Here is a 26,449-nt window from a genome sequence, read left to right as displayed (position 1 = left end):
TGGTGAGGCAGAAAGAAGAAAGCCCCGAAGGTCATTTATTCAATTAACCAACGAGGCCCCCTGATGCATCAACACCATCAGCGTAGCCTCTTACCCGCCGAAAGGCAAGGAGAAGAAGGCCATGAAACTGCTGCGAAGCACCCTGTTCTGGTGTGTATTAATGATATGTATAACGTTGTTAATATTCACATTTCTGACGCGTCATTCGCTGTGCGAACTGAGGCTGAAGGACGGGCAAAGGGAGTTTGCTGCGTTTCTGGCTTACGAATCCGGTAAGTAGCAACCTGTCGGGCGGGGGCAACCCCGCTCTTTCAGGTGAGGCGAGGCTGAAGGTGGCTTTGCAGCCGAAAGCGCCTTTCTGACGCGCCGCCCGTAACGGGCGGCGCGTCAACATTCCCCCTTAGCGCAGGGCGAATTTCTCAATCGCGTACGCGACGCCATCTTCGAGGTTCGAGCGGGTCACAAAATTGGCGGCCTCTTTCGCCGCATCAATGGCGTTCTCCATCGCCACGCCGACGCCCGCATATTCCAGCATCGCGATATCATTTTCCTGATCGCCAATCGCCATCACTTCTTCCGGCTGGATGTTTAAAACTTCCGCCAGCGATTTCACGCCGGTGCCTTTGGTGACGCGCTTATCGAGGATCTCCAGGAAGTAAGGCGCGCTTTTTAGCACGGTGTATTTCTCTTTCACTTCCTGCGGGATGCGCGTAATGGCTTTATCGAGGATTTCCGGCTCGTCGATCATCATGACCTTCAGAAAAGTCATGTTCGGGTCCATTTTCTCCGCCTCGCAGAACACCAGCGGAATGGTGGCGACAAAAGATTCATGCACGGTATAGCGGCTGATGTCGCGGTTCGCGGTGTAGAGCGTGGTGCGATCGAGCGCGTGGAAGTGCGAGCCCACTTCACGTGAAAGCTGCTCCAGATAGCGGTAATCGTCATAACTGAGCGGGGTTTGCGCCACGGTGCTGCCGTCACTCGCCTTTTGCACCAGCGCGCCGTTATAGGTGATGCAGTAATCGCCGGGTTTATCCATGTGCAGCTCGCGCAGATAACTCTCCACGCCCGCAAAAGGCCGGCCGGTCGTCAGCACCACGTTGATGCCCTGTTCGCGGGCGGCGGCGATGGCGTTTTTCACGCCGGGTGAAATGGTGTGATCGGGCAGCAGTAATGTGCCATCCATGTCGATTGCGATAAGTTTAATAGCCATGAGTTCCCCTGCATAAAAGAGTCTTTTCGCATGCTAACGCGATTGTGCTCAAAACACAGTAGCAGCCGGGGCGAGAAAAGGGGATGGATCCGCAGGGAAAATGCCGGTTAATGCGCCCGTGGAGAAGGGAAGAACAGGGTGGCTGGTGTATGAAGGGCGAATGGCGGGTGCGCTTCGCTTACCCTCCCTACATTGGGTGGCGCTATAAATGATAAAGGCGGGTGAAGCTGCGCTTACCCGCCTTGTGTGCTGTTGTAGGGCGGGTAAGCGAAGCGCCACCCGCCATAACGGCCGTCAGATATCGATATTCGCCGCTTTCAGGGCGTTTTCTTCGATAAAGGCGCGACGCGGTTCAACGGCGTCGCCCATCAGCGTGGTAAAGAGCTGATCGGCCGCAATCGCGTCTTTTACCGTCACGCGCAGCATACGGCGGCTTTCCGGATCCATCGTGGTTTCCCACAGCTGCTCCGGGTTCATCTCGCCAAGACCTTTATAACGCTGAATCGACAGGCCGCGGCGGGACTCTTTCACCAGCCAGTCCAGTGCCTGCTCGAAGCTTGCCACCGGCTGACGGCGTTCGCCGCGCTCGATAAACGCGTCTTCTTCAATCAGGCCGCGCAGCTTCTCGCCAAGCGTACACAGACGACGGTATTCACCACCGGTCACAAACTCGTGGTCGAGCACGTAATCGGTATCAACGCCGTGGGTACGCACGCGCACCACTGGCTCGAAACGACGCGTTTCCGCGTTTTCACGGATATCGTATTTCCAGACGCTGCCGTGCTGCTCGTTGTCATTGAGCGTGGTGATAAGCGCAGAGACCCAACGGGTCACGTTCGCTTCATCGGCCAGCGTCTCTTCGGACAGCGTCGGCTGATAGATAAGCTCCTTCAGCAACGCGCGCGGGTAGCGACGCTCCATACGATTGATCATCTTCTGCGCGCCGTTGTACTCAGAGACGAGTTTTTCCAGTGCTTCACCGGCAATGGCAGGCGCGCTGGCATTCGCATGCAGCGTCGCGCCGTCCAGCGCGATGGCGATCTGGTACTGATCCATCGCTTCGTCGTCTTTAATGTACTGTTCCTGCTTGCCTTTTTTCACTTTATAGAGCGGCGGCTGGGCGATATAGACATGGCCGCGCTCAATGATTTCCGGCATCTGACGGTAGAAGAAGGTCAACAGCAGCGTACGGATGTGCGAGCCGTCGACGTCAGCATCGGTCATGATGATGATGCTATGGTAGCGCAGTTTATCCGGGTTGTATTCGTCACGGCCGATGCCGCAGCCGAGCGCGGTAATCAGCGTCGCCACTTCCTGGGAAGAGAGCATCTTGTCAAAGCGCGCCTTCTCGACGTTCAGGATTTTCCCTTTCAGCGGCAGGATCGCCTGATTCTTGCGGTTACGGCCCTGTTTTGCAGAACCGCCCGCGGAGTCCCCTTCCACCAGGTAGAGTTCGGAGTGCGCCGGGTCGCGCTCCTGGCAGTCCGCCAGTTTGCCCGGCAGCCCTGCGAGATCGAGCGCGCCTTTACGACGGGTCATTTCACGCGCTTTACGTGCCGCTTCACGGGCGCGCGCGGCGTCGATGATTTTGCCGACCACGATTTTGGCGTCGTTCGGGTTCTCCAGCAGGTATTCCGCCAGCAGTTCGTTCATCTGCTGCTCAACCGCCGATTTCACCTCGGAGGAGACCAGCTTGTCTTTGGTCTGGGAGGAGAATTTCGGGTCCGGCACTTTAACGGACACGACAGCAATCAGGCCTTCACGCGCGTCATCGCCGGTGGCGCTGACTTTCGCTTTCTTGCTGTAGCCTTCTTTATCCATATAGGCATTCAGCGTACGGGTCATCGCCGCGCGGAAGCCCGCCAGGTGCGTACCGCCGTCGCGTTGCGGAATGTTGTTGGTGAAGCAGTAGATATTTTCCTGGAAGCCATCGTTCCACTGCAGCGCCACTTCCACGCCGATACCGTCTTTTTCGGTAGAGAAATAGAAGATATTCGGGTGAATCGGCGTTTTGTTCTTGTTCAGGTACTCCACGAACGCTTTGATGCCGCCTTCGTAATGGAAGTGGTCCTGCTTGCCGTCGCGCTTATCCACGAGACGGATCGACACGCCGGAGTTCAGGAACGAGAGTTCGCGCAGGCGCTTCGCCAGAATATCGTATTCAAACTCAGTGACGTTGGTGAAGGTTTCGAGACTTGGCCAGAAACGGACCTGAGTACCGGTCTGATCGGTGTCGCCGGTTACAGCCAGCGGCGCTTGCGGCACGCCGTGCACGTAAGTTTGCTGGTGGATTTTACCTTCGCGGCGAATCACCAGCTCCAGTTTCTGGGACAGGGCGTTAACCACGGATACGCCTACGCCATGCAGACCACCGGAGACTTTATAGGAGTTATCATCGAATTTACCGCCTGCGTGCAGAACGGTCATGATAACTTCCGCCGCCGAAACGCCTTCTTCCGGGTGGATACCGGTCGGAATGCCGCGCCCGTCATCCGATACCGAGACGGAGTTGTCGGCATGGATAGTCACGACGATATCTTTACAGTGACCCGCGAGCGCTTCGTCGATAGCGTTATCTACCACCTCGAATACCATGTGGTGCAGACCGGTGCCGTCATCCGTATCGCCGATATACATACCCGGGCGCTTACGCACCGCATCCAGCCCTTTCAGGACTTTGATACTGGAGGAGTCATAAGAATTCGACATCAACGTTTCTCGCTCATTTTAACTTGGGTTAATCCGTTATTTTACCCTGATCGACAGCGAACATCTTCGAATTTTTGTCCGTCATGTCGAGAATATGTTCAGCGCTGATCGCGCTGACAAAGACTTGCGACTGCGTAGCCTTCAGGCGCTGCGCCAGAAGCCCACGTCGGGCATCGTCGAGTTCAGAGGCAAAATCATCTATCAGATACAGACAGCGCCGCCCGCTTTCGCGAGTCAGAAACTCGCCCTGGGCCAGACGCAGTGCGCACATCAGGAGCTTAAGCTGGCCGCGCGACAGCGTATCTTCCACCGGCGCGCCGTCGGCGCGAATGCGGAAATCGGCCTTGTGCGGGCCATGCGCGGTGTAAGTCAGCATCCGGTCGCGCTCGAAGCCGCGCTCCAGCACATCGGCATAGTCGCTCTCTTTCTCCCAGCCGCGCTGGAAAGAAAACGTGAGCGAAAATTCCGGCAAAAATTGCGCGCAGGTATCGGCCATGTCGTTGGCGATCGCTTCGCTATAGCTGGCGCGCCACTGGCTTATCTGTTCGGCCAGCGGAACCAGTTCACGGTCCCACGGGCGCAGTTGTTCATAGCGGGTCACCTGTCGCAGCGCGGCGTTGCGCTGTTTGAGCAGGCGCTTTAAGTTGCTCCAGGCCACAAAGAAGCCCGGTTCGTTATGGAAGCATCCCCAGTCAAGGAACGCTCTTCTGTATTTGGGGCCGCCGCCGAGTAAAGTAAACCCCTCGGGGGTAATTAATTGCATCGGCATCAGCTGCGCCAGCTCGGCCACTTTGTGACCGTCGCTGCCGTCGATGCGCACCGTACTGTCGCCGTTGCGATCTTTCGTCAGGCCGACCGAGACTTCGCGCTCGTCGCCCTGCAACCGCCCGTGGAGAATAAAGGCATCCTGCTCGTGGCGGATCACGCGACCGATTTGCAGACTGCGAAACGCGCGTCCGTGGCCCAGCGTGTAAATCGCTTCCAGCACGCTGGTTTTCCCGCTGCCGTTCGCGCCAACCAGAAAGTTAAAACCGGGAGAGAGCGCGAGATCCGCGTTTTCAATATTGCGGAAATCTTTGATAAGGAGACGCGTCAGAGACATAGAGTGACTTTTCCGCCTTTACAGCAAACCCAGGGCGTTATCGGCGCAGCCAGTTTCAACGCGGACAGCGCGCAGGCCCTGGAGCGTACACGGCGTACGTGACAGGGGCGAGCACTGCCCAGGTTGAAAATGGCAAGTAAGATAGCCCGATATTTTCTATAGACGCATGGGCATAACAACATAGGCCGCGGAACTGCTCGCCGCATCTTCTATCTGCACGCTCGATACTGAATCCGTCAGCAAAATACGAACATTCTCGCATTTGAGCGCGTTCAGTACGTCCAGCACATAACTGACGTTGAAGCCGATCTCCATCTCCGCGCCCGCATAAGTGACGTCGAGAATTTCTTCCGCCTCTTCCTGCTCCGGGTTATTCGCGGTGATTTTGAGCTGGTTTTCACTCACATACAGACGCACGCCGCGGAATTTCTCGTTGGAGAGAATGGCCGCGCGGGCAAACGCCTGCTTGAGAATATCGCAGCCGGCTTCCAGCGTTTTGTCCGGGTTCTTCGGCAGTACGCGGCGGTAATCCGGGAAGCGGCCATCGACCAGTTTCGAGGTAAAGATGAAATCGCCGACGTGCGCGCGAATATTGTTGCTGCCGATCTGAATACGCAGCGGGGCGTCGCCGCCATCAAGCATACGCATCAGCTCCAGCACCCCTTTACGCGGCACGATCACCGAATGGTTCGGCAACGGCTGGCCGACCGGCATCGCGCAGACCGCCAGACGGTGGCCGTCGGTCGCAACGGTTCGCAGGTCTTCACCTTCGGTTTCAAACAGCATGCCGTTGAGATAATAACGGACATCCTGATGCGCCATGGAAAACTGCGTAGCTTCGATAAGACGCTTCATGGTCGCCTGAGGCAGCGTGAATTCCACTTCGCTCTGCCAGTCGTCCAGATTCGGGAAATCCGCCGCGGGCAGCGTGGAGAGCGAGAAACGGCTACGCCCGGAGCTCACGCGCATACGGTCGCCATCCAGCTGAACCGCGATTTCCGCGCCTTCCGGCAGGCCGCGGCAGATATCAAAGAATTTACGGGCAGGGACTGTGGTCGCGCCCGGCTCATGCGGCTGCACCAACGCGACGCGCGCCACCATTTCCATTTCCAGATCGGTGCCGGTCAGCGACAGCGCGCCATCCGCGACCTGAAGCAACAGGTTGCCGAGGATAGGCAGCGTCGGACGGCCGCCCAGCGGGCCGCTGACCTGCTGGAGCGGCTTTAATAAGTGTTCACGTTCAACGGTAAATTTCATAGCGTCACGAAGATAATGTTCTGATTAAATTGGAGAAATCTTCTTTGATATCGTGGCTTTCCTCACGCAGCTGCTCAATCTTGCGGCAGGCGTGCAGCACCGTAGTGTGGTCGCGGCCGCCAAACGCATCGCCGATCTCCGGCAGGCTGTGGTTGGTCAGCTCTTTGGCGAGCGCCATCGCCATCTGGCGTGGACGTGCCACCGAGCGGGAACGCCGCTTGGAGAGCAAATCCGCCACCTTGATCTTGTAGTACTCGGCCACCGTCTTCTGAATATTGTCGATAGTGACGAGTTTTTCCTGGAGCGCCAGCAGATCGCGCAGCGCCTCGCGCACAAAATCGATAGTAATCGCGCGGCCAGTAAAGTTGGCGTTGGCGATCACCCGGTTCAGCGCGCCCTCAAGCTCACGCACGTTGGATCGCAGACGCTTGGCAATAAAGAAGGCCACTTCGCCCGGCAGACGGATATCGTTCTCATCCGCCTTTTTCATCAGGATCGCTACGCGAGTTTCCAGCTCCGGCGGCTCAATGGCTACCGTAAGACCCCAGCCGAAGCGCGATTTCAGACGATCCTCAACCCCGTTGATCTCTTTTGGATAGCGATCCGAGGTCAGAATGATCTGCTGATTGCCTTCCAGCAGGGCGTTAAAGGTGTGGAAAAACTCTTCCTGGGATCGCTCTTTATTGGCGAAGAACTGGATATCATCAATAAGCAGCGCATCCACCGAACGGTAGTAGCGTTTGAACTCTTCGATAGCGTTGTTTTGCAGCGCCTTTACCATGTCCTGAACGAAACGCTCAGAGTGCATGTAGACCACTTTGGCGTTGGGCTTGCGGGCCATAATGCCATTGCCCACCGCGTGCAACAGGTGCGTTTTACCCAGACCCGTGCCGCCATAAAGGAAGAGCGGGTTATACGCGCCGCCAGGGTTGTCCGCCACCTGGCGCGCCGCCGCGCGGGCCAGCTGGTTAGATTTACCCTCAACGAAGTTATCAAAGGTGTGTTTGACGTTGACGTTCGAACGGTAAGAAGGCTCCGCAGGAGCGGGCACGTTGTCCCACGCCGGGCGCACGGGTGCGGCCGCGGGCGCGGCCTGCGCAGGTTTTACCGCCTGGCTTGCCGGTGCGGTTGTCGCAGTCGCCAGGGGTTTCGTGCCGACTTCAAAGCGCAGCAGCGGCGCGTCAGAGCCGCAGAAATCATTCAGTAATCCGTTAATATTATTGAGGTATTTGTCCCTTACCCAATCGAGCACAAACCGGTTTGGCGCATACAAAGCCAGCGTGTTATCGCTCAGTTCCGCCTGTAGGGGGCGTATCCACATACTGAATTCAGTGGCTGGTAACTCATCCTGCAATCGGGCAAGACACTGCTGCCAAAGCGAAAGTGACACGGCGGACTCCACTCGAACAAAAGTCGATAAAAGACGAAGACTGAAACATTCATGATTGTTGACACACGCCGATAAGCCCCGAGTCGGGAGGCGTGCGAACCGCTATTTGCGGTTTTTTACCCGAGGCTGAGATCAGGGATCCCGATCGGGACCGCGGATCATAGCCTAAAGCGAGCCAGAGATCTCCTGTTTCTCACAGATTCTTCCCGATTTATCCACAGGCCTGCGTCAGGACGCTTAAGTGTAATCGATCCTTTGGCGGCTGCGGTGCGTTTTACCCGGCATATCGGAAAAATTAATGACGATCCGGAAAACCGCGCGTTATCGATCTAAGGAAGATCCCTGACGATCCTTGCGCTTTGGCGGCGAGCCCGTATAATTCCCCACCCGGTGCGTAAAGCGCGGTTTATCGCCTGAATTTTGCGTGTTTTTTATCCTCAAACCGAGGGGAAAAGCGCGGGAAATAAGGAAAGTGAATTGACTCCGGAGTGTACAATTATTACAATCCGGCCTCTTTAATCGTCGATTACTTTGGCGTAAGTCGTCCGGCAGGCCGTTCGCGCATACGCAAAGTCAGTGAATTTATTCAAGTTTAGGTAGAAATCGCCATGAAACGCACTTTTCAACCGTCTGTACTGAAGCGCAACCGTTCTCACGGCTTCCGTGCTCGTATGGCTACTAAAAATGGTCGTCAGGTTCTGGCACGTCGTCGTGCTAAAGGCCGCGCTCGTCTGACCGTTTCCAAGTAATAGCTAACCCTTTAGTGGTTAAGCTCGCATTTCCCAGGGAGTTACGTTTGTTAACTCCCGCTCATTTCACCTTCGTCTTCCAGCAGCCACAACGGGCTGGCACGCCGCAAATCACCATCCTCGGCCGCCTTAATTCGCTGGGGCATCCCCGCATCGGTCTTACCGTCGCCAAGAAAAACGTTAAACGCGCGCATGAACGCAATCGGATTAAACGTCTGACGCGTGAAAGCTTCCGTTTACGTCAACATGAACTCCCTCCGATGGATTTCGTGGTGGTGGCGAAGCGCGGGATTGCCGACCTCGATAACCGGGAGCTTTCGGAAGCTTTGGAAAAATTATGGCGTCGTCATTGTCGCCTGGTTCGCGGCTCCTGATAGCCCTCATCCGGGTCTATCAACGCTTCATTAGTCCGCTTCTCGGGCCGCATTGCCGTTTTCACCCCACCTGTTCGCAGTACGGAATTGAGGCATTGCGCAGGTTTGGGGTGTTAAAAGGCAGTTGGTTGACAGTGAAACGCGTATTAAAATGCCACCCTTTGAACCCGGGTGGCGACGACCCCGTCCCGCCAGGACCTTTTGATACCAGAGAACACTAACGATGGATTCGCAACGCAATCTTCTTGTCATCGCTTTGTTGTTCGTGTCTTTCATGATCTGGCAAACCTGGGAGCAAGATAAAGCTCCAAAACCTCAGGTTCAGCAGACCACGCAGACTACGACCACCGCAGCGGGTAGCGCCGCAAGCCAGGGCGTACCGGCCAGTGGCCAGGGGAAACTCATTACCGTTAAGACCGATGTCCTCTCTCTTACCATCAATACCCGTGGTGGCGACATCGAGCAGGCGCTTCTGCTGGCATACCCGAAAGAGCTGGGCTCCAGCGAACCTTTCCAGCTGCTGGAAACGACGCCAAACTTCGTTTATCAGGCTCAGAGCGGCCTGACCGGTCGTAACGGCCCGGACAACCCGAATAACAACAAGGGTCGCCCGCTGTATAACACCGAGCGTGACACCTATGTTCTGGCTGACGGCCAGGATGAGCTGGTGATCCCGATGACCTTCACTGACGAGGCAGGTAACGCCTTCACCAAAACGTTCGCCCTGAAACGCGGCCAGTACGCGGTCTATGTGGGTTACGACGTGAAGAACGCCGGTACGCAGCCGCTTGAAATCTCTTCATTCGGTCAGCTGAAGCAAACTATCGACCTGCCGAGCCACCGCGACACCGGCAGCAGCAACTTTGCTCTGCATACTTTCCGCGGCGCGGCTTACTCCACGCCGGACGAGAAGTACGAGAAATATAAGTTCGATACCATCGCTGACGACGAGAACCTGAACGTAAACGCCAAAGGCGGCTGGGTAGCGATGCTCCAGCAGTACTTCGCGACCGCGTGGGTTCCGGCAAGCAATGTGACCAGCAACTTCTATACCGCCGATCTGGGGCATGGCGTTGCGGCTATCGGTTACAAATCTCAGCCGGTTCAGGTTCAGCCAGGCCAGACCGCCAAACTTGCCAGCACCCTGTGGGTGGGTCCGGAAATTCAGGACAAAATGGCGCAGGTCGCGCCGCATCTTGACCTGACCGTTGACTACGGCTGGTTGTGGTTCATCTCTCAGCCGCTGTTCAAGCTGCTGAAATGGATCCACAGCTTCCTTGGCAACTGGGGCTTCTCGATTATCGCCATCACCTTTATCGTTCGTGGCGTGATGTACCCGCTGACCAAAGCGCAGTACACCTCCATGGCGAAAATGCGCCTGCTGCAGCCGAAGATTCAGGCGATGCGCGAGCGTCTGGGCGACGATAAGCAACGCATGAGCCAGGAGATGATGGCGCTGTACAAAGCGGAGAAAGTAAACCCGCTGGGCGGCTGCTTCCCGCTGCTCATCCAGATGCCAATCTTCCTTGCGCTGTACTACATGCTGATGGGCTCGGTGGAACTGCGTCACGCGCCGTTCGCGCTGTGGATCCACGACCTTTCCGCGCAGGACCCGTACTACATTCTGCCGATCCTGATGGGCGCGACCATGTTCTTCATCCAGAAGATGTCGCCGACCACCGTGACCGACCCGATGCAGCAGAAGATCATGACCTTTATGCCGGTCATCTTTACGGTCTTCTTCCTGTGGTTCCCGTCCGGTCTGGTGCTGTACTATATCGTCAGCAACCTGGTGACCATCCTTCAGCAGCAGTTGATCTACCGCGGTCTGGAAAAACGCGGTCTGCACAGCCGCGAGAAGAAGAAAAAAGCCTGATTCGTCAGGGCAACGCTAAAATGGAAGGCGGTCTGATGACCGCCTTTTTCTTTACGTGGGGTAGAGAAAACGCCCCGCCACACAGAGTGACAGAAAGACCATGAGCCATAACGACACTATTGTCGCCCAGGCGACGCCTCCCGGACGCGGCGGCGTGGGCATTCTTCGCGTCTCCGGCCAACAGGCGCGGAACGTGGCGCAGGCCGTGCTCGGCAAGCTGCCGAAAGCGCGCTATGCCGATTATCTGCCATTTAAAGACGCGGACGGCACCGCGCTCGATCAGGGCATCGCGCTGTGGTTCCCTGGCCCGAACTCCTTTACCGGCGAAGATGTGCTGGAGCTGCAGGGTCACGGCGGCCCGGTGATTCTGGATCTGCTGTTAAAGCGCATCCTCACCCTGCCCGGCGTGCGTATCGCCCGGCCCGGCGAATTCTCCGAGCGGGCGTTTCTCAACGACAAGCTCGATCTCGCCCAGGCGGAAGCCATCGCCGATCTGATTGACGCCAGCTCTGAACAGGCGGCGCGCTCGGCGCTGAACTCGCTACAGGGCGCATTCTCCGCGCGCGTGAACCATCTGGTCGAAGCGCTGACGCACCTGCGCATTTTTGTCGAAGCGGCTATCGATTTCCCCGATGAAGAGATCGACTTTCTCTCCGACGGCAAAATCGAGGCGCAGCTTAACGAGGTCATCGGCGATCTCGACGCGGTACGCGCCGAAGCACGTCAGGGCAGCCTGCTGCGCGAAGGGATGAAAGTGGTGATTGCAGGTCGTCCGAACGCAGGCAAATCGAGCCTGCTGAACGCGCTGGCGGGCCGCGAGGCGGCGATTGTGACGGATATTGCGGGCACCACCCGCGACGTGCTGCGCGAACATATTCATATCGACGGTATGCCGCTGCACATCATCGATACCGCCGGTCTGCGCGAGGCGAGCGACGAAGTGGAGCGCATCGGCATTGAGCGCGCCTGGCAGGAAATCGAACAGGCCGACCGCGTACTGTTTATGGTTGACGGTACGACGACCGACGCCACCGACCCGGCGCAAATCTGGCCCGATTTTATCGCCCGTCTGCCGGCGAAACTGCCGATCACCGTGGTGCGTAATAAAGCGGACGTCACCGGCGAACAGCCCGGCATAAGCGAAGTGAATGGTCACTCACTTATCCGCCTTTCGGCGCGCACGAATGAGGGCGTGGACGTGCTGCGCAATCATCTGAAGCAAAGCATGGGGTTTGATACCAGCATGGAAGGCGGCTTCCTGGCCCGCCGTCGTCATCTCCAGGCGCTGGAAGACGCGGCGAATCACTTGCAGCAGGGCAAAGCGCAGTTGCTTGGCGCATGGGCTGGCGAACTGCTGGCCGAAGAGCTGCGTCTGGCGCAGCAGGCGCTAAGCGAGATAACCGGTGAATTTACCTCCGACGACCTGCTCGGCCGTATTTTCTCCAGCTTCTGTATTGGTAAATAACGCCCACGTCGCCTGAGTAAGTAAGCATCCACTAACCCACCTTAATACTTGTTAAGGTGGGTTTTTATTTATAAAGAGCAGTAATACAGCATGGCATCCTAAAAGGTGAATCAACCTTCGTTTATCACTTTAGAAGCTGCCACCGCTATCTTTTCGCACAGCGCGATATGTCCTGATGGGCATTGCGTTTTAGCGGTATCGCTCACCTTTTGCAGATCGTCTAATCCGAGCGTGGAGTCGATATGACTGATTACCCAACGTTCGAAAGACGCGTTGCGTTTTCCCAGTGCATCTAAAGCCGGTAATTCACTCCAGCGATCAACCAAAAGACGAATTATCGCTTCAGAATAGCCTTCACCAATACTTCCCTCATCACATGGCAAGTAATTCCTGTAACTCTCATAAACCGCTGCCCATGTTTTAAGGTTATCTACGGCGTTTTCTGCCGCTTCTGCTTTCTCTTTAGAACATTCACGGCTCTGCGCTAAAGGGCAAACAAAGATTGCCAGCAGGAAAAACAGGGCTGCTTTTTTCATATGATGTGCACCCTCACTGCACGGTAAAACTCCTTTCCTGAATAAAGAAACTTACAGCCAACCGGCTTTGCAAAATGTAATTTATTCTCCTGCCAGTAACGTTAATTATTGGCAGGAATATCAACCTGATTGCGCTTCATAAAATGAATATCCGGACGCCGCGATAAGCGGGCTCTCAACCACCGATTTTATTAACCAGCAGCATGGTTCAGGCAAAAAAGAACGGCACTGTCAGCCGTTCTCCGTTACTTTTTCCGTGGTGCTCCTTCTTACCGCAGCACCACGCCTTGTAAATCAGCAGCCGCAGCTGACCGGCGTACCGTCGCGGCCCTGATGGCCTTCGGTGGCGTAACCATCGCGTTTCCACCAGTCCAGCCCGCCGATCAGCTCTTTTACCTGAAAACCCAGCGTCAGTAGTTTCATCGCGGTTTTGGTCGAGCCGTTGCAGCCGATGCCATCGCAATAGCAGATATAGACTTTAGATTTATCCAGCTCCGCGGTGTTGTTAAAACACAGCGCTTTATGCGGCAGGTTAATCGCGCCCGGAATATGCTCGCGCTGGTACGCCTCTTCACTACGGCCATCCACGACGACAATATTTTCCCCGGCATTAAGCGCGAGATAGAGATCCCATGAATCGGCTTCAAAGGAGAGTTTTTTCTGGTAATAGGCCAGTTGCTCAAGGTTTGACATAAATTCCTCGTGTCGTCAGATGGGTAATGGTGAAGCGCCAGTCAGCGCACTGGGCGATGTCATATCGTCTCCGGTACGGGCTGATAAGCGATAAAGCCCTGGCGCGTCACCTGCCAGAGTCGAAAATGACCAGGACGGCTCTCGCGCCGCGCATCGAAGCGCAGCGGCCCCAGTACCGTTTGGGCGGGGATATGCGGAAACGCCGCCGCCGTCTGAATCGCCGCCAGCGTTTCCCACAGGTACGCGCCTGGCTCGCCGCCCCAGCGTCGCTGCCAGGTCTGGCGTACCAAATGGGCTATCTCACCAACAGGGGGCGGACTAATGCCCGCAATCAGGATCTCGTGCTGATTAGGATCGATACCGTGCGCCAGCAAATCCGGCACCAGCGCGGGTGAGCCCGCGTCGTCTGTCAGAATCAACCGCCCGGGCAGTTCAATATGCGACCAGCGAATGGCATAGCGAACCGACGCGGCGTAGCGGCCTGAAAATATCCGTGTCGGACCATAGGGCGTAATCGGCAGCGCTGCCGCCAGTTGTTCTGATACGCTGATGCCATGCAGCGAGCCGTCATGTTCAGGTGTAGCGACCTGCCACTGCGCCTGACTGACACGCTCTTTCAGCCAGGCGACATAGTCGGCGTCGTTATCGCAGAGCCGCCATGTCGTCTCATTGCGCGTCAGCTGGCTGGCGGTCGCGGCAGGCAGAAACAGCGGTACGCCGCGTCTGGCGTATTCGGGCGCGGCGGCCGCCGCCGCGGAAGAGACATAATGCCCGACGACAGCGTCCGCCCCCCAGGCCGCTATCTCCCGCGCAGCGCGCAGCGCGCCCTCCCGACTGCCGCCGTCGTCAAACAGTCTGATCTGCGCCTCTTTTACCAGCTGTCCATGTCTGGCGAGCACTACGGCACGTAAAAAAGTATGCGCATGCACAGAAAATTTCGGATCAAGGCAGGCCACGCAGGCAATACGTTTCATTAATAGCGTCGATCCTTTGTCCGTGCGCCGAAGCGGTGAATTACCCAAAAAGAAAATGGCTGGCGAGCACCTGACAGATAACACCCACCACCACACTGACAATTAAATTCTTCGTAAACCAGGCGACGAATACGACGGGCAACGCCGCCAGGACGCTGGCGTTATATAAACTGAACCCCGCGTTTTGCGGAAAGCACAGCGCCGGAATCGTAATACTGGAAATCACCGCGGCCGGAATGTACTCAATCACCGCGTTAATAAAGCGCGGCGTGCGCTCCGGGCTTAAATGCAGCGGGATCAGACGAATCGCAAACGTCACCGCCATCATTGAGAAGATGACAATCAGGAGGAAGATTTCTTGAGACATACGCCGACTCCGCAACCGACCGCCGTCGCCACAAAGACGTTCAACGGTGAAATATGGATAAAGTTCAGACCGATCGTGGTCGCAACAGAGACCAGCGCGACGATGCGCTTACCGGTGGTATTACAGAGCGCGACCAGCACGAACAGCATCATGGCCGTGAGCGCGTAGTCGAGTTTGAAGCTGATGAATTTCGCCAGATACTCAGACGCCACGGCCCCCGCAAAGCCGCCCACCACCCACGACACATGGCAAAAGGCATTGAAGCTCAGCAGATAACTCGCCGTCGTCGCAATACGGCTCTCCAGGCGCTGGCTGTGCATTGCGAAGGATTCATCGGTAAGCCCGAAGGCGTAGAGCGACTTTTTCAGCCCGGACATGCCGACAGGGCCGAGTTTCTTCGACATATACATCGACATTAAAATATGTCGGGAATTGATAAGCAGTGTCGAGAGCACAATGGGCAGCAGCGACGCGCCCGAAGTGAGCAGCGCCAGCGCGGCGAATTGCGCCGTTCCCGCGTAGACAAACAGGCACATCGCCGCCGGGAACCAGACCGGCAGCGCGGCGTTGATGCACATGACGCCGAAGACAAACGCGACGACGAAATACCCCGCCATAATCGGCGAGGCATTCAACAGGCTCTCTTTAAGATCGCTACGCTCGGCGTAATTCAGGTTTTTTAAAGATCCAGTTCGCACGTCGTTTCTCCTGTGGTCGGTTGAAAACCCTGGGAACGCCAGAATTTGAACGCGACCTGGTTTTTATCTTCAATAAACAAAAAGACACGTTTAATACCGCTCAGATAAAAATCATTCAGAATGGTTTTTGTCAGTACCGTGCCTATTTTGTTATTCCTGAAAATAGGCGAAATCGCGATGTGATTTAGCGTGGCGCGTGTGCCGAGCATACCGCCAATAATAGCGCCCACCAGGACGCCATTCTGGTCTTTCGCTAAATAACAGCGGGCATTTTCTGCCGCGACAATTTTGCGAATATGTTCTTCATCCTGCCATTCACAAAAAGCCACCTCTTTAAAGAATTTTAAAAAGCTGACAATATCGCAGGCATCGTTAATAGTCGCTTTAGAAATGACTAATCCATCCGGTGCCGTGTTTTTTTCAACGTCAGAAGAAACAAGCTGGAGTTTATTTGATGATATCATATTCCGTCCCCGGCCTTGAAAACGAAACGGCGATTATCTGCCGAAAGCCCATCGCGTCTTCTGTCGGGTTAAACGCGCTGGTCACGTAATGCAGCATTTCGCGATCGAGGAAAAAGGTGGTGTCGAGAATATTGCGATAGGTACCAGAATCCACCAGCGTGCCGTCTTTCTTAAAGACCTGGCTCATGGCGCCTTCAACGTTATGACGGCCCCAGAAGTGAACGCCGCTGAACGGATAGCCGTCGCAGTGGATGCCTTCTGGCGTGATTTCCAGCTCACAGCCAGGTTTAATTTCAATGCGGATTTGATGAATCTGGCACTGCCAGACTTCATTATGCAATTCCGGCGGCAGCACTTCTTTATAGACGTTGAAATCCAGCTCCACCAGCGCACGTAATACCGGTGAATGTAATACCTCAGTGGTAATATCATCAAAGTGACGTTCAATACCACCAACATATTTATTATGCTCGACCGATTGTTCATACGCGCGATGGCCGAGCGGCGTTAGCGTTTTAGTAACCGGGTTGTAATCAAAATCGCTGTAACGGCGATAACGCGTTCCGCGATCGGCCTGACCATAGAATTTATCAATGCCCATCGTTTCCCAGCTTTGCGTGAATTTAACGAAGTCGCTAAATCCACCCGTCAGTGAGAAATCTAAACCCAGAACATTTACCGCTTTATTTTTTCTCAGGTCATCGCCGATATTTTTATTGAGCTGTAACATATATTCTATATTCATCCAGGGTTGGTAGGGAGGTTTTGTGTTAAACTACCAGTTAATTAAGTTATTTATATTCAATTCTTTTTCAGTCACCTTAATAATCATTTTAAGCAAGCCGTTTTGAGGTCTTTCTGACCGAAAAAACCAGCAAAACCGGAGTTTTCGGTCAGCGTAATGTCCGCGTATCAATTGATAATTCTTATGGCGGTTGATATAAAGGAAAGACCGGCACGTCATGGGGTGACATATGGATATTAAGGTTTTGAGGAATCTGCTAAAAACCGCGCAGATGGGTTCGTTAACCTGTGCCGCGGAAGAGGCGAATATCACTATTCAGGCGCTGGCGGCGCAACTTAACAAAGCGGAAGAATATTTCGGTTTTAAAATATTTAATCGCAATAATAAAGGCGTGGTACTAACGTCTGAGGGTAAGGATTTACTGCCCTATATTATGAATGTCGTCAAAACTTCTGAGCACCTGCGCCTCAAAGCCGAACAGCTTAAGAAAAGCACGACAACGCCCATTCGCATCGCACTCAACAGCACCTTCTCTGTCGATACTAATAAGAAAATCATCAACTTCATGATCGACAAACTGAGCGACTACAGCGTAATTTTCAGCACGTCGGAATCACCGGAAAATCTGGTGAAAATCGCCAAAGACGAAACGGACATCGCAGTGGTATTGGGTGGGAACGTGCCGCCCGGCTTCTACAGCATAAAATTAACCGGGCTGAATATTAAAGTGATTGCCGCCTGCTCAGCAGAAAGCGCCGCCGCTGCCGCCACGCTGGTGCAACCGCTGGCGGAATGCCCGTACTCCGCGAGCTTTGATAAATTTACCGCCCGGCATAAGCCGCTCCTGCAAGAGGCCAGCGTAATTTTCTCCGGCAGTGAGCTGATTACCGTTTCCCTGATGAAGAGTTTCAGCAGCATCGGGATTATTTCTCAGGATCTGGCGCAGGCGAACGGCCTGAACATTTTGCCGGGCTTTGAAGATGTGCTTGATGTGCATCTGATAATGAAAGAACCGATTCTGACCGAGCACGATCTGGAATCGTTCTATAACAATGTGGTGCATCTGCCAGAGATCCCGCTGACCGCATAAACGGTTCTGCCACCGCCCTGAGAGCGCAGGATCGCGCTTTTATAACGGTGTGTTGCCCCTGGCCGTGTGATAATTTTGTAAAAGTCCGTACAGAGTACTTTTCAGCGTCCGCATTAGGCATTAAAACCTAAACACTATCGGGCTGATGAGTTGCAGATTATGCATTTATCATTTCGATAATTACCCGTTAGTGACCATTATCACGGAGCGAAAAATGGCAACGCATTTTGCAAGAAGGACGCTTGGCCCCGAACTCAGCATCTCCCCCAGGCTCTCAGCCGACGCGCTGAAAGCCGCGCAACACCTGCCGGAGCACCGCCGCAGCCGTTTTCTGGCGTCGCGCTCGCTGCTGGCCGAGCTGGTATTTATGCTGTATGGCATTCCTGTACTGCCGGAAATCGTGGTGAATGAGCAGGGCCGCCCGCGCTTTACTGACCCAGGCCTTGCGGACTTCTCTCTCGCCCATACCGGCAATATGCTGGGTGTGGCGATTACCACCGAAGGCTGTTGTGGGCTGGATATGGAACTTCAACCCGCCACTCGCACGTTTACGCACCCTCTCGCACCGCAAACCGGCCATACGCTTAGCAAAAATGAAACCATCTGGGTGGATAATCAAAATGACCCGCTGGAAGCGCGTACTCAACTGGTGACGCTGCGCCGCAGCCTGCTGAAGCTGACAGGCCAGCAGAATGATGACGGTCAGCATTTCCAGCTGTTGCCAGGTGCCGGCAAACTGCGCGTGGCGCAATTTCCGCATGTGGAAGCGGCGTGCGATGCTGAAGACGTATTAATCTGGACAGTGGCGGTATCGCCCGCTATTGAAAAGCTGTATCTGTGGGAATATGACAGCATACAGGGCTGGCGCAGCCTGCCGGATATGCGTAAACGCAGCACCAGCCCGGATACGCGTCTGATGCGCTTTACCAGTCTGCCCTCGGAAAAAGCGATGAGTATTAACTAAGCTTTGACACGCCCGGAGGTTTCAATGTCTGACACGCTTAAGGTAGTAACGCTGATTGGCAGCCTGCGCAAAGGCTCCTATAACGCGATGGTCGCCCGCACGTTGCCAAAACTGGCCCCCGCCGGTATGACGGTGGACGAGCTGCCCTCGATTCGCGACATCCCGATTTATGACGCCGATATCCAGCAGGAAGAAGGCTTTCCGCAGACGGTGGAAGCGATAGCCGCGCAGATCCGCGAGGCGGACGGCGTGGTGATTGTGACGCCGGAGTATAACTATTCGGTGCCGGGCGGCCTGAAGAACGCCATTGACTGGCTGTCGCGCCTGCCCGACCAGCCGCTCGCGGGCAAGCCGGTGCTTATTCAGACCAGCTCAATGGGCGCGATTGGCGGCGCGCGCTGCCAGTATCATCTGCGTCAGATTCTGGTGTTCCTCGATGCGATGGTAATGAACAAACCGGAGTTTATGGGCGGGGCGATTCAGAACAAAGTCGATACGCAGACCGGCGAAGTGGTGGACCAAAGCACGCTGGATCACCTGACCGGCCAGCTGACCGCATTTGCGGAGTACATCAAGCGGGTGCGCCGCGAATAATAAAAAGGCCAGCGATTCGCTGGCCTTTTTGATTAATGCGCGTCGATAAAGACGATTTTCAGCAGGAACAGCAGCGCCACAACCAGCACGCAGGCGTTCAGATCGCGCAGGCGACCGGTGAAAATTTTCATCACGCAGTAGGAGATAAAGCCCAGCGCGATGCCTTCAGTAATCGAGAAGCTAAACGGCATCATGACGGCGGTGATAAACGCCGGCACCGCTTCGGTCAGGTCATCCCACTTCACGCGCGACAGGCTGGACGTCATCAGCACGCCCACGTAAATCAGCGCGCCCGCAGCGGCGTAAGGCGGCACCATGCCCGCCAGCGGCGAGAGGAAAATCACCAGCAGGAACAGCAGGCCGACCACGACCGCCGTAAGGCCGGTGCGCCCGCCAATAGAAACGCCGGACGAAGATTCGATATAAGCGGTTACGGACGACGTACCGATAAACGAGCCCGCCACCGACGAAATGCTGTCCACATACAGCGCCTGTTTCATGCGCGGGAATTTGCCGCTTTCATCGGCAAGCCCGGCTTTATCGGTCACGCCAATCAGCGTGCCGGAGGAGTCGAACAGGTTGACCAGCATAAACGAGAAAATCACGCCCGCGAGGCCGATATCCAGCGAGCCCGCGAGGTCAACATGGCCCAGCACCGTCATTACGCTCGGCGGCTCTGACACCACGCCTTTGAAATGCACATCGCCAAACGCGAGGCCCAGCAGTGTGGTCACAATGATAGAGACCAGCACCGCCGCGTGAATGTTGCGGGAGGCGAGAATAGCGATGATAAAGAAGCCCAGCACGCCAAGCAGCGTGGTATGCGACGTGAGATTACCGATAGCCACCAGCGTTTCCGGGTTCGCGACAATAACGCCCGCGTTTTTAAGCCCCATCATGCCGATAAACAGACCGATACCGCTGGTGATCCCGATACGCAGGCTCACCGGAATATTGGCAATCATCCAGTAGCGCACGCGGAAAATGGTCAGCAGCAGCAGGCCGACAGCGCCCCAGAAAATCGCGCCCATCCCTACCTGCCAGGAAAGCCCCATCGCGCCAACCACCACAAACGCGAAGAAGGCGTTCAGGCCCATCGCCGGTGCCAGCGCAACGGGCAGATTCGCCAGCAGGCCCATCAGAATGCTGCCGAACGCGGCGATAAGACAGGTCGTTACGAAGACTGCACTGGTGTCCATGCCAGCCGCGCCAAGGATCTGCGGGTTTACAAAAACGATATACACCATCGTCAGGAAGGTCGTTACGCCTGCGATCACCTCGGTGCGGGCCGTGGTGCCGTGCGCGCGTAATTTAAACACGCGCTCAAGCAATCCCTGCTCTTCGGCCTGGGACGTCTGTTGTTGGCTCATTCTTTAATTCCGTACAAGGAGGGGAAAAATTCGTCGCTATCCTATACCAAAAAGGCCCGATATTGATGGTCATCACAGACTTTTTTTCATTGAATTTGCTTATACGGCATCGATTGCGTGACGCAAAGCGCTTAGAGTAATCGTTCAACTTGCAACAACAGGAAACGGCATGTCCCGAATTGAAGCGGTATTTTTCGACTGCGACGGTACGCTGGTGGATAGCGAAGTGATCTGCTCCCGCGCCTATGTACATATGTTCGCAAGGGCAGGCATTACGCTTGAACTGGAAGAGGTGTTTAAGCGCTTTAAGGGCGTAAAGCTCTACGAAATCATTGATACCATCAATGCTGAATATGGCGTGCAGCTGGAGAAAGCCGAGCTTGAGCCGGTCTACCGCGCAGAAGTGGCCCGGCTTTTTGACGCGGAGCTCAAAGAAATCCCCGGCGCCGCGGCGCTGCTTGAGAAAATGGCGGTGCCGATGTGTATCGTCTCGAACGGCCCGGTGAGCAAAATGCAGCAGTCGCTCGGCAAAACCGGGATGCTGCGCTATTTCACCGATAAACTCTTCAGCGGCTACGATATTCAGCGCTGGAAACCCGACCCGGCGTTAATGCATTTTGCCGCCGATGCGATGCAGGTGAATGTGGAGCGCTGCATTCTGGTGGATGACTCCGCCGCCGGCGCAAAGGCAGGCATCGCCGCCGGGATGCAGGTGTTTTATTTCTGTGCCGATCCGCATAACCCGCCGCTGGAGCATCCGAATGTGACGGTGTTTACCGATTTAGCGCAGCTGCCGGATTTATGGCGGGCTCGCGGCTGGGATGTGACGCGCTGATCTGCAGGTGGTGACGGCGGGTGCGCTTCGCTTACCCGCCCTACGGTGTGGATACAGAATTTTGTAGGGTGGGTAAGCGCAGCGCACCCACCTGTGCAGGGATGCAGAATTTTTGTAGGGTGGGTAAGCGCCAGCGCACCCACCTTTGACAACTCGCCCCTACCGCCCCACATCAACCACCATTAAAAAATCTTCTGCACCCACTCGGCATAGGCCGGGCGCCATACGGCCATTTCATGGCCGAGCCGCGGATAAACGTGGTAATCAAATTTCACGCCGTCACGCTCAAGCTCGGTTTTCAGCCCGGCGATATCCCGGCCCGTCACGCTGTCTTTATTGCCCACCACCAGCGTAAAGTTACGCAACTGGCTGTTCACCTCATCCGCGCGGGAGAGCTGTTTCGTCACGTCGTCATTCGGCACCGTGGCGGTGGTCACGCCGCTCAACGACGCCAGCCAGCCGAAGCTTTGCAGGTGCGTCATGCCTGACACCAGCGCCTGGTAGCCGCCCTGCGACAGCCCCGCCAGCGCGCGCCCCTGCGCATCCTGACGCACGTTAAATCGCTGCCCGATCAGCGGAATGATATCGTTCATCAGCTCTTTATCCGCCGCGCGGGCGTTAATCGGGTAGAAATCTTTGCGACGTTCGGCGGGCGGAAAATTCTCCGGCACCGCGTCGGCGATATCCGTTTCGGTATCCGGGATAACCACCAGCATCGGTTTAATTTTTCCCTCCGCCAGCAGGTTATCCATCATTTGCGGGATACGGCCCTGGGTAACGGCGGAAAGCCCGGTATCGCCAAAGCCGTGATAGAAGTAGAGCACCGGCAGCGGCTCACTTTCACGGCTGTAGCCCGGCGGCGTCCAGACGTACACCCGCCGCTCCGATTTCAGCGCGCCGGAGTGGTACGTCAGCGTGCGCAGATCGCCGTGCGGCACCGCCCGGTCATCAATAATGCTGCCCGGTACCAGCATCAGCGAGGTGTTCGGCTGGCGCTGCGGTTTCACATACGGATTGCCGGTATCGATGGAGCGAAACCCGTCAATGTCAAAAAAATACTCGTGCAGATCCGGCGTCATCGGCGCGCTCTTCCAGCTCCAGACGCCGTTCGCCTCTTTGCGCATCTCATGGGACACCTGGCTGTCCGCCGTCGCGCCGAGCACCACCGCCACGCGCTTCGCCTGGGGGGCGAACAGGCGGAAGGTAATGGATTTATCGGGATTCACCTGCGTGATGTAATGGCTGACCGGAATAGACGGATCGGGGGTTGCCGGCAGCGGCGCGCTGAAGGCGGATAAACTGGCGCAACCAATCACGGCTGCCATCGCGAGAGCGGTACGGGAAGGTAATTTCACGGATTTATCCTTTTATAACGGGCTCGGTAACCCCTTATAGTATTGAGTAAAATCCGCAAAAGGGGCGACGCGCGCCCCAAAATTGCCCTCGCGCGCGGCGAGGGCGACGGGCTTATTCTTTCGGATCTTTACCGGCGAGCAGTTTATCCAGCTCGTCGCCGCCCACGTGGCGGAAATCCTGGCCCTTCACGAAATAGAAAATGTATTCGCAGATATTCTGGCAGCGGTCGCCGATACGCTCGATAGATCGGGCGCAGAAGAGCGCGGTCAGAACGCTCGGAATGGTGCGGGAATCTTCCATCATATAGGTCATCAGCTGACGCACGATGCCCTCATATTCCTGGTCGACTTTTTTATCTTCGCGATAGATACGTACCGCTTCATCGAGATCCATACGCGCGAAGGCGTCCAGCACGTCATGCAGCATCTGCACGGTATGGCGGCCAAGCGACTCCAGGCTCACCAGCAGCGGCTGGTGCTGGTGCGAGAATTTCTCAAGCGCGGTGCGGCAGATTTTATCCGCCACGTCGCCGATGCGCTCCAGCTCCGCGATGGTTTTAATGATGGCCATCACCAGACGCAGATCGCTCGCGGTCGGCTGGCGCTTGGCGATGATGCGCACGCAGGCTTCATCGATCGCCACTTCCATCATGTTGACCTTTTTATCACCGTCGATAACGCGTTTGGCCAGTTCGCTGTCCTGGTTGTGCATGGCGGTGATCGCATCGGAGAGCTGCTGCTCCACCAGCCCGCCCATGGTCATCACCTGGGTGCGAATGTATTCCAGTTCAGCGTTGAACTGACCGGAAATATGTTTATTCAGATTCAGATTATCCATTTAGCACTCCACATGCCCGATAAATTCAAAAGCGGCCCACATGAGAAATCCGGGCATATCAACCGTAGCGACCAGTAATATAGTCTTCGGTCTGTTTCATTTTCGGCTTGGTGAAGAGATCGTCGGTGTTGCTGTACTCGATCAGCTCGCCAAGGTACATAAACGCCGTGTGATCGGAACAGCGCGCCGCCTGCTGCATGTTGTGCGTCACGATAACGACGGTGTAATCCTGCTTAAGCTCGGTAATGAGCTCTTCGATACGGCCCGTGGAGATCGGATCCAGCGCCGAACACGGTTCGTCCAGCAGTAATACTTCCGGGCGGATAGCGATGCCGCGGGCGATACACAGACGCTGCTGCTGACCACCGGAGAGAGAGTACCCGCTCTGGTGCAGTTTATCCTTGGTTTCGTTCCATAATGCGGCTTTGGTCAACGCCCACTGCACGCGCTCGTCCATATCGGCGCGGGAGAGTTTCTCAAACAGACGCACGCCAAACGCGATGTTGTCGTAAATCGACATCGGGAACGGCGTCGGCTTCTGGAACACCATGCCCACTTTCGCGCGCAGCAGCGCGATATCCTGGGAGTGGTTCAGAATGTTTTCGCCATCCAGCAGGATTTCGCCTTCCGCGCGCTGCTCCGGGTAGAGCTCAAACATTTTGTTGAAGGTACGCAGCAGCGTGGATTTACCGCAGCCAGACGGGCCGATAAACGCGGTCACTTCGTTTTTGGCGATATCCAGGCTGATGTTTTTCAGGGCATGGAATTTCCCGTAGTAAAAGTTCAAATCGCGAACCTGAATCTTGCCCGGGGCCTTATTAACCATACTCATCTCAATCGTTTTCCTTATCCGGCGTCGCAAAATGCCACGCCGTCAAAAAATTAACCGTGTTTACGTTTGGCGAACAGCACGCGCGCCAGGATGTTCAGCAGCAGTACGCAAAGGGTGATAATCAGCACGCCTGCCCAGGCCAGCTGTTGCCATTCGGCAAACGGGCTCATGGCGAATTTGAAAATCGTCACCGGCAGGTTGGCGATAGGCTGCATCATGTCCGTGCTCCAGAACTGGTTGGAGAGCGCGGTAAAGAGCAGCGGCGCGGTTTCGCCCGCGATGCGCGCGACCGCCAGCAGCACGCCGGTCAGGATGCCCGACACAGAAGCTTTAAGCGTAATGGCGGAGATCATCTTCCATTTCGGCGTGCCGAGCGCGTAGGCAGCTTCACGCAGGCTGTCCGGCACCAGCTTGAGCATGTTCTCGGTGGTGCGGATAACAATCGGCACCTGCAACAGCGCCAGCGCAATCACGCCCGCCCAGCCGGAGAAGTGTTCCATCTGCGCCACCACGATGGTGTAGACGAACAGCCCGACGACGATAGACGGCGCAGAAAGCAGAATGTCGTTAATAAAGCGGATGATTTCCGCGAGAAACGACTTGCGGCCATATTCCGCGAGATAGATACCCGCCATGATGCCAAGCGGCGTACCAATAACCGTCGCCCACAGGATCAGCAGCCCGCTGCCTGCGAGCGCGTTCGCAAGGCCGCCACCGGCGGTGTTCGGCGGCGGTGTCATCTCGGTAAAGAGCGCCAGCGACATGCCGTCAAACCCGCGCGATACCGTGGAAATTAAGATCCAGATAAGCCAGAACAGGCCGAACGCCATCGTCGCCATAGAGAGCGTGAGGGCGATGCGGTTTTTCATGCGGCGCTTCGCCTGCATTTTGCGGCGGGATTCCGCAAGCTCCGTGGTGTTTTGTAGTTCCATCGTCGCCATTAGCGTGCCCCCTCGTTTTTCGCCAGACGCATGATCATCAGCCTGGAGATGGCCAGCACGATAAAGGTGATCACAAAGAGGATCAGGCCCAGCTCCATCAGCGCCGCCACGTGCAGCCCGGATTCCGCCTCGGCGAATTCATTAGCCAGCGCCGAAGTGATGCTGTTGCCCGGCATGTAGAGCGACGGGCTGTCGAGCTGGTAGGTGTTACCGATGATAAAGGTCACCGCCATGGTTTCGCCGAGCGCGCGGCCAAGACCGAGCATAACGCCGCCAATCACCCCGTTTTTGGTGAACGGCAGGACGATGCGCCAGATAACTTCCCAGGTGGTGCAGCCGATGCCGTAAGCCGACTCTTTCATCATCACCGGGGTCTGTTCGAATACATCACGCATAACCGCGGCGATGTATGGAATGATCATGATGGCGAGAATGACGCCCGCCGCCAGGATGCCGATACCGAACGCCGGGCCTGAAAAGAGCGCGCCGATAAACGGGATCGCAGAAAGGACGTTGCCGACCGGCTCCTGGAAATAGGTCGCGAACAGCGGGGCGAAGATAAACAGCCCCCACATGCCGTACACGATACTCGGGATAGCCGCCAGCAGTTCAATGGCGATACCCAGCGGGCGTTTCAGCCAGCCAGGCGCCAGCTCCGTCAGGAACAGCGCAATGCCGAAGCTCACGGGAACCGCTATCAGCAGCGCGATAAACGAGGTCACCAGCGTGCCGTAAATCGGCACCAGCCCGCCGTAGATATCGTTAGGGGCGTCCCACTCTTTGGTCCAGAGGAAAGAAAAACCAAATTTCTGGATGCTTGGCCAGGAGGAGAAGATAAGGGAGACGATAATGCCGCCCAGCAGCAATAGCACAATCAGCGCAGCCAGACGAACCAGCGCGCTGAAGATCATATCGCCCTTTTTACCGGGGGGGTTAAATACAGGCTTGGTGGCAGCCATATTTCACTCTTCAGTTAAACTCTGTTTTGAATGATGCCCGGCAGCGTGATGCGTACCGG

General features: G+C 55.9%; 28 protein-coding genes and 1 pseudogene. 11 read left to right on the top strand and 18 right to left on the bottom strand.

Annotated elements, in window-relative coordinates; genetic code table 11:
* Positions 1-63: 63 nt before the first annotated feature.
* A pseudogene (locus tag ACUW6V_RS18935) lies at positions 64-213 on the top strand (DUF5431 family protein); the annotation flags it as partial.
* Positions 161-280, top strand: a complete 120-nt coding sequence (locus ACUW6V_RS18930; RefSeq protein WP_227003027.1) for a type I toxin-antitoxin system Hok family toxin — start codon at positions 161-163, stop codon at positions 278-280. The pseudogene ACUW6V_RS18935 and the gene ACUW6V_RS18930, both read left to right, overlap by 53 nt.
* A gap of 120 nt (positions 281-400) precedes the next feature.
* Here the strand turns inward: ACUW6V_RS18930 and yidA are convergent, their stop codons facing one another.
* The 5 genes from yidA to dnaA form a co-directional block, all read right to left on the bottom strand.
* The gene (gene yidA / locus ACUW6V_RS18925; RefSeq protein ID WP_007797776.1) at positions 401-1,213 is read right to left on the bottom strand and encodes a sugar-phosphatase; all 813 of its coding nucleotides are present in this window, start codon (positions 1,211-1,213) and stop codon (positions 401-403) included.
* Between the two features lie 294 nt (positions 1,214-1,507).
* Positions 1,508-3,922 (bottom strand): DNA topoisomerase (ATP-hydrolyzing) subunit B, encoded by a 2,415-nt coding sequence (gene gyrB, locus ACUW6V_RS18920; protein ID WP_004385998.1) that lies wholly within the window; start codon positions 3,920-3,922, stop codon positions 1,508-1,510.
* A 28-nt stretch (positions 3,923-3,950) separates the two neighbouring features.
* Complete coding sequence (recF, locus tag ACUW6V_RS18915) at positions 3,951-5,024, bottom strand: DNA replication/repair protein RecF (protein WP_004385999.1); 1,074 nt, start codon at positions 5,022-5,024, stop codon at positions 3,951-3,953.
* A 156-nt stretch (positions 5,025-5,180) separates the two neighbouring features.
* Positions 5,181-6,281, bottom strand: a complete 1,101-nt coding sequence (gene dnaN / locus ACUW6V_RS18910; protein WP_004386000.1) for a DNA polymerase III subunit beta — start codon at positions 6,279-6,281, stop codon at positions 5,181-5,183.
* Between the two features lie 4 nt (positions 6,282-6,285).
* A complete protein-coding gene (gene dnaA, locus ACUW6V_RS18905; protein ID WP_029039570.1) occupies positions 6,286-7,671 on the bottom strand; it encodes a chromosomal replication initiator protein DnaA in 1,386 nt (461 codons plus the stop codon).
* Between the two features lie 608 nt (positions 7,672-8,279).
* On the opposite strand from dnaA, the gene rpmH reads away from it, so the two are divergent.
* From rpmH to mnmE, 5 genes are all read left to right on the top strand, one after another.
* Positions 8,280-8,420 carry a 50S ribosomal protein L34 gene (rpmH, locus tag ACUW6V_RS18900; protein WP_000831330.1) on the top strand — a complete coding sequence of 47 codons (141 nt, stop codon included), beginning with the start codon at positions 8,280-8,282 and terminating at the stop codon, positions 8,418-8,420.
* Positions 8,421-8,434: 14 nt separating this feature from the next.
* Positions 8,435-8,794: a ribonuclease P protein component gene (gene rnpA / locus ACUW6V_RS18895; RefSeq protein ID WP_004386002.1), complete on the top strand. Its 360-nt coding sequence runs from the start codon at positions 8,435-8,437 to the stop codon at positions 8,792-8,794.
* A complete protein-coding gene (yidD, locus tag ACUW6V_RS18890) occupies positions 8,758-9,015 on the top strand; it encodes a membrane protein insertion efficiency factor YidD (RefSeq protein WP_004386003.1) in 258 nt (85 codons plus the stop codon). The genes rnpA and yidD overlap by 37 nt, the downstream gene beginning before the upstream one ends.
* Before the next feature lie 2 nt (positions 9,016-9,017).
* A complete protein-coding gene (gene yidC / locus ACUW6V_RS18885) occupies positions 9,018-10,670 on the top strand; it encodes a membrane protein insertase YidC (RefSeq protein WP_454038766.1) in 1,653 nt (550 codons plus the stop codon).
* 100 nt (positions 10,671-10,770) lie between these two features.
* Positions 10,771-12,135: a tRNA uridine-5-carboxymethylaminomethyl(34) synthesis GTPase MnmE gene (gene mnmE, locus ACUW6V_RS18880; RefSeq protein ID WP_012126181.1), complete on the top strand. Its 1,365-nt coding sequence runs from the start codon at positions 10,771-10,773 to the stop codon at positions 12,133-12,135.
* A gap of 110 nt (positions 12,136-12,245) precedes the next feature.
* Here mnmE and ACUW6V_RS18875 read toward each other — a convergent pair whose 3' ends face one another.
* From ACUW6V_RS18875 to ACUW6V_RS18845, 7 genes are all read right to left on the bottom strand, one after another.
* The gene (locus ACUW6V_RS18875) at positions 12,246-12,671 is read right to left on the bottom strand and encodes a hypothetical protein (RefSeq protein ID WP_454038765.1); all 426 of its coding nucleotides are present in this window, start codon (positions 12,669-12,671) and stop codon (positions 12,246-12,248) included.
* A gap of 294 nt (positions 12,672-12,965) precedes the next feature.
* A complete protein-coding gene (locus ACUW6V_RS18870) occupies positions 12,966-13,364 on the bottom strand; it encodes a rhodanese-like domain-containing protein (RefSeq protein WP_007781103.1) in 399 nt (132 codons plus the stop codon).
* A 59-nt stretch (positions 13,365-13,423) separates the two neighbouring features.
* Entirely contained in the window at positions 13,424-14,338 is a 915-nt protein-coding gene (locus ACUW6V_RS18865; protein ID WP_454038764.1) for an amino acid ABC transporter substrate-binding protein, read from the bottom strand.
* Positions 14,339-14,378: 40 nt separating this feature from the next.
* Positions 14,379-14,705, bottom strand: coding sequence for an AzlD domain-containing protein (locus ACUW6V_RS18860; protein WP_007781175.1), 327 nt, complete (start codon positions 14,703-14,705; stop codon positions 14,379-14,381).
* Entirely contained in the window at positions 14,681-15,403 is a 723-nt protein-coding gene (locus tag ACUW6V_RS18855) for an AzlC family ABC transporter permease (RefSeq protein WP_454038763.1), read from the bottom strand. The genes ACUW6V_RS18860 and ACUW6V_RS18855 overlap by 25 nt, the downstream gene beginning before the upstream one ends.
* A complete protein-coding gene (locus tag ACUW6V_RS18850) occupies positions 15,385-15,867 on the bottom strand; it encodes a GNAT family N-acetyltransferase (RefSeq protein WP_004388034.1) in 483 nt (160 codons plus the stop codon). Before ACUW6V_RS18850 ends, ACUW6V_RS18855 begins: the two co-directional genes overlap by 19 nt.
* Positions 15,851-16,597, bottom strand: coding sequence for a 2OG-Fe dioxygenase family protein (locus ACUW6V_RS18845; RefSeq protein WP_041460643.1), 747 nt, complete (start codon positions 16,595-16,597; stop codon positions 15,851-15,853). Before ACUW6V_RS18845 ends, ACUW6V_RS18850 begins: the two co-directional genes overlap by 17 nt.
* 244 nt (positions 16,598-16,841) lie before the next feature.
* Between ACUW6V_RS18845 and ACUW6V_RS18840 the strand changes: the two genes are divergently transcribed.
* From ACUW6V_RS18840 to ACUW6V_RS18830, 3 genes are all read left to right on the top strand, one after another.
* Positions 16,842-17,702 (top strand): LysR family transcriptional regulator, encoded by an 861-nt coding sequence (locus tag ACUW6V_RS18840; RefSeq protein WP_104672498.1) that lies wholly within the window; start codon positions 16,842-16,844, stop codon positions 17,700-17,702.
* Between the two features lie 214 nt (positions 17,703-17,916).
* Positions 17,917-18,666 (top strand): 4'-phosphopantetheinyl transferase family protein, encoded by a 750-nt coding sequence (locus ACUW6V_RS18835; RefSeq protein ID WP_041460644.1) that lies wholly within the window; start codon positions 17,917-17,919, stop codon positions 18,664-18,666.
* A gap of 24 nt (positions 18,667-18,690) precedes the next feature.
* Positions 18,691-19,260 carry an NADPH-dependent FMN reductase gene (locus ACUW6V_RS18830; protein WP_088275366.1) on the top strand — a complete coding sequence of 190 codons (570 nt, stop codon included), beginning with the start codon at positions 18,691-18,693 and terminating at the stop codon, positions 19,258-19,260.
* A gap of 32 nt (positions 19,261-19,292) precedes the next feature.
* Here the strand turns inward: ACUW6V_RS18830 and ACUW6V_RS18825 are convergent, their stop codons facing one another.
* The gene (locus ACUW6V_RS18825; protein ID WP_004388039.1) at positions 19,293-20,630 is read right to left on the bottom strand and encodes an NCS2 family permease; all 1,338 of its coding nucleotides are present in this window, start codon (positions 20,628-20,630) and stop codon (positions 19,293-19,295) included.
* A gap of 169 nt (positions 20,631-20,799) precedes the next feature.
* On the opposite strand from ACUW6V_RS18825, the gene yieH reads away from it, so the two are divergent.
* The gene (gene yieH, locus ACUW6V_RS18820) at positions 20,800-21,465 is read left to right on the top strand and encodes a 6-phosphogluconate phosphatase (protein WP_105588859.1); all 666 of its coding nucleotides are present in this window, start codon (positions 20,800-20,802) and stop codon (positions 21,463-21,465) included.
* A 182-nt stretch (positions 21,466-21,647) separates the two neighbouring features.
* On the opposite strand, the gene ACUW6V_RS18815 is transcribed toward yieH, so the two are convergent.
* The 5 genes from ACUW6V_RS18815 to pstC all read right to left on the bottom strand — a co-directional run bounded on the left by ACUW6V_RS18815 (position 21,648) and on the right by pstC (position 26,390).
* Positions 21,648-22,790 carry an alpha/beta hydrolase-fold protein gene (locus ACUW6V_RS18815; RefSeq protein ID WP_454038777.1) on the bottom strand — a complete coding sequence of 381 codons (1,143 nt, stop codon included), beginning with the start codon at positions 22,788-22,790 and terminating at the stop codon, positions 21,648-21,650.
* Between the two features lie 142 nt (positions 22,791-22,932).
* A complete protein-coding gene (phoU, locus tag ACUW6V_RS18810) occupies positions 22,933-23,658 on the bottom strand; it encodes a phosphate signaling complex protein PhoU (RefSeq protein ID WP_004387543.1) in 726 nt (241 codons plus the stop codon).
* Between the two features lie 58 nt (positions 23,659-23,716).
* Positions 23,717-24,490 (bottom strand): phosphate ABC transporter ATP-binding protein PstB, encoded by a 774-nt coding sequence (gene pstB, locus ACUW6V_RS18805; protein WP_004387544.1) that lies wholly within the window; start codon positions 24,488-24,490, stop codon positions 23,717-23,719.
* A 50-nt stretch (positions 24,491-24,540) separates the two neighbouring features.
* Complete coding sequence (pstA, locus tag ACUW6V_RS18800) at positions 24,541-25,431, bottom strand: phosphate ABC transporter permease PstA (RefSeq protein WP_007891048.1); 891 nt, start codon at positions 25,429-25,431, stop codon at positions 24,541-24,543.
* A complete protein-coding gene (gene pstC, locus ACUW6V_RS18795) occupies positions 25,431-26,390 on the bottom strand; it encodes a phosphate ABC transporter permease PstC (protein ID WP_004387546.1) in 960 nt (319 codons plus the stop codon). The genes pstA and pstC overlap by 1 nt, the downstream gene beginning before the upstream one ends.
* Positions 26,391-26,449 lie beyond the last annotated feature (59 nt).

Source organism: Cronobacter sp. 153480017-3 (genome assembly GCF_053627815.1).
The sequence above is the reverse complement of the archived record's forward strand: the minus strand, read 5'-3'. Positions and strand labels throughout refer to the sequence as shown.

What these genes read in the sequence shown, in the direction of transcription:
- pstA (WP_007891048.1), bottom strand. Translation starts at nt 25,431, where the DNA reads ATGGCGACGATGGAACTACAAAACACCACGGAGCTTGCGGAATCCCGC.
- mnmE (WP_012126181.1), top strand. Translation starts at nt 10,771, where the DNA reads ATGAGCCATAACGACACTATTGTCGCCCAGGCGACGCCTCCCGGACGC.
- pstB (WP_004387544.1), bottom strand. Translation starts at nt 24,490, where the DNA reads ATGAGTATGGTTAATAAGGCCCCGGGCAAGATTCAGGTTCGCGATTTG.
- ACUW6V_RS18835 (WP_041460644.1), top strand. Translation starts at nt 17,917, where the DNA reads ATGGCAACGCATTTTGCAAGAAGGACGCTTGGCCCCGAACTCAGCATC.
- recF (WP_004385999.1), bottom strand. Translation starts at nt 5,024, where the DNA reads ATGTCTCTGACGCGTCTCCTTATCAAAGATTTCCGCAATATTGAAAAC.
- ACUW6V_RS18845 (WP_041460643.1), bottom strand. Translation starts at nt 16,597, where the DNA reads ATGTTACAGCTCAATAAAAATATCGGCGATGACCTGAGAAAAAATAAA.
- ACUW6V_RS18830 (WP_088275366.1), top strand. Translation starts at nt 18,691, where the DNA reads ATGTCTGACACGCTTAAGGTAGTAACGCTGATTGGCAGCCTGCGCAAA.
- gyrB (WP_004385998.1), bottom strand. Translation starts at nt 3,922, where the DNA reads ATGTCGAATTCTTATGACTCCTCCAGTATCAAAGTCCTGAAAGGGCTG.
- phoU (WP_004387543.1), bottom strand. Translation starts at nt 23,658, where the DNA reads ATGGATAATCTGAATCTGAATAAACATATTTCCGGTCAGTTCAACGCT.
- pstC (WP_004387546.1), bottom strand. Translation starts at nt 26,390, where the DNA reads ATGGCTGCCACCAAGCCTGTATTTAACCCCCCCGGTAAAAAGGGCGAT.
- yidC (WP_454038766.1), top strand. Translation starts at nt 9,018, where the DNA reads ATGGATTCGCAACGCAATCTTCTTGTCATCGCTTTGTTGTTCGTGTCT.
- yidA (WP_007797776.1), bottom strand. Translation starts at nt 1,213, where the DNA reads ATGGCTATTAAACTTATCGCAATCGACATGGATGGCACATTACTGCTG.
- ACUW6V_RS18875 (WP_454038765.1), bottom strand. Translation starts at nt 12,671, where the DNA reads ATGAAAAAAGCAGCCCTGTTTTTCCTGCTGGCAATCTTTGTTTGCCCT.
- ACUW6V_RS18865 (WP_454038764.1), bottom strand. Translation starts at nt 14,338, where the DNA reads ATGAAACGTATTGCCTGCGTGGCCTGCCTTGATCCGAAATTTTCTGTG.
- ACUW6V_RS18930 (WP_227003027.1), top strand. Translation starts at nt 161, where the DNA reads ATGATATGTATAACGTTGTTAATATTCACATTTCTGACGCGTCATTCG.
- ACUW6V_RS18825 (WP_004388039.1), bottom strand. Translation starts at nt 20,630, where the DNA reads ATGAGCCAACAACAGACGTCCCAGGCCGAAGAGCAGGGATTGCTTGAG.
- dnaN (WP_004386000.1), bottom strand. Translation starts at nt 6,281, where the DNA reads ATGAAATTTACCGTTGAACGTGAACACTTATTAAAGCCGCTCCAGCAG.
- ACUW6V_RS18870 (WP_007781103.1), bottom strand. Translation starts at nt 13,364, where the DNA reads ATGTCAAACCTTGAGCAACTGGCCTATTACCAGAAAAAACTCTCCTTT.
- ACUW6V_RS18860 (WP_007781175.1), bottom strand. Translation starts at nt 14,705, where the DNA reads ATGTCTCAAGAAATCTTCCTCCTGATTGTCATCTTCTCAATGATGGCG.
- ACUW6V_RS18840 (WP_104672498.1), top strand. Translation starts at nt 16,842, where the DNA reads ATGGATATTAAGGTTTTGAGGAATCTGCTAAAAACCGCGCAGATGGGT.
- ACUW6V_RS18850 (WP_004388034.1), bottom strand. Translation starts at nt 15,867, where the DNA reads ATGATATCATCAAATAAACTCCAGCTTGTTTCTTCTGACGTTGAAAAA.
- ACUW6V_RS18815 (WP_454038777.1), bottom strand. Translation starts at nt 22,790, where the DNA reads ATGGCAGCCGTGATTGGTTGCGCCAGTTTATCCGCCTTCAGCGCGCCG.
- yieH (WP_105588859.1), top strand. Translation starts at nt 20,800, where the DNA reads ATGTCCCGAATTGAAGCGGTATTTTTCGACTGCGACGGTACGCTGGTG.
- yidD (WP_004386003.1), top strand. Translation starts at nt 8,758, where the DNA reads ATGGCGTCGTCATTGTCGCCTGGTTCGCGGCTCCTGATAGCCCTCATC.
- rpmH (WP_000831330.1), top strand. Translation starts at nt 8,280, where the DNA reads ATGAAACGCACTTTTCAACCGTCTGTACTGAAGCGCAACCGTTCTCAC.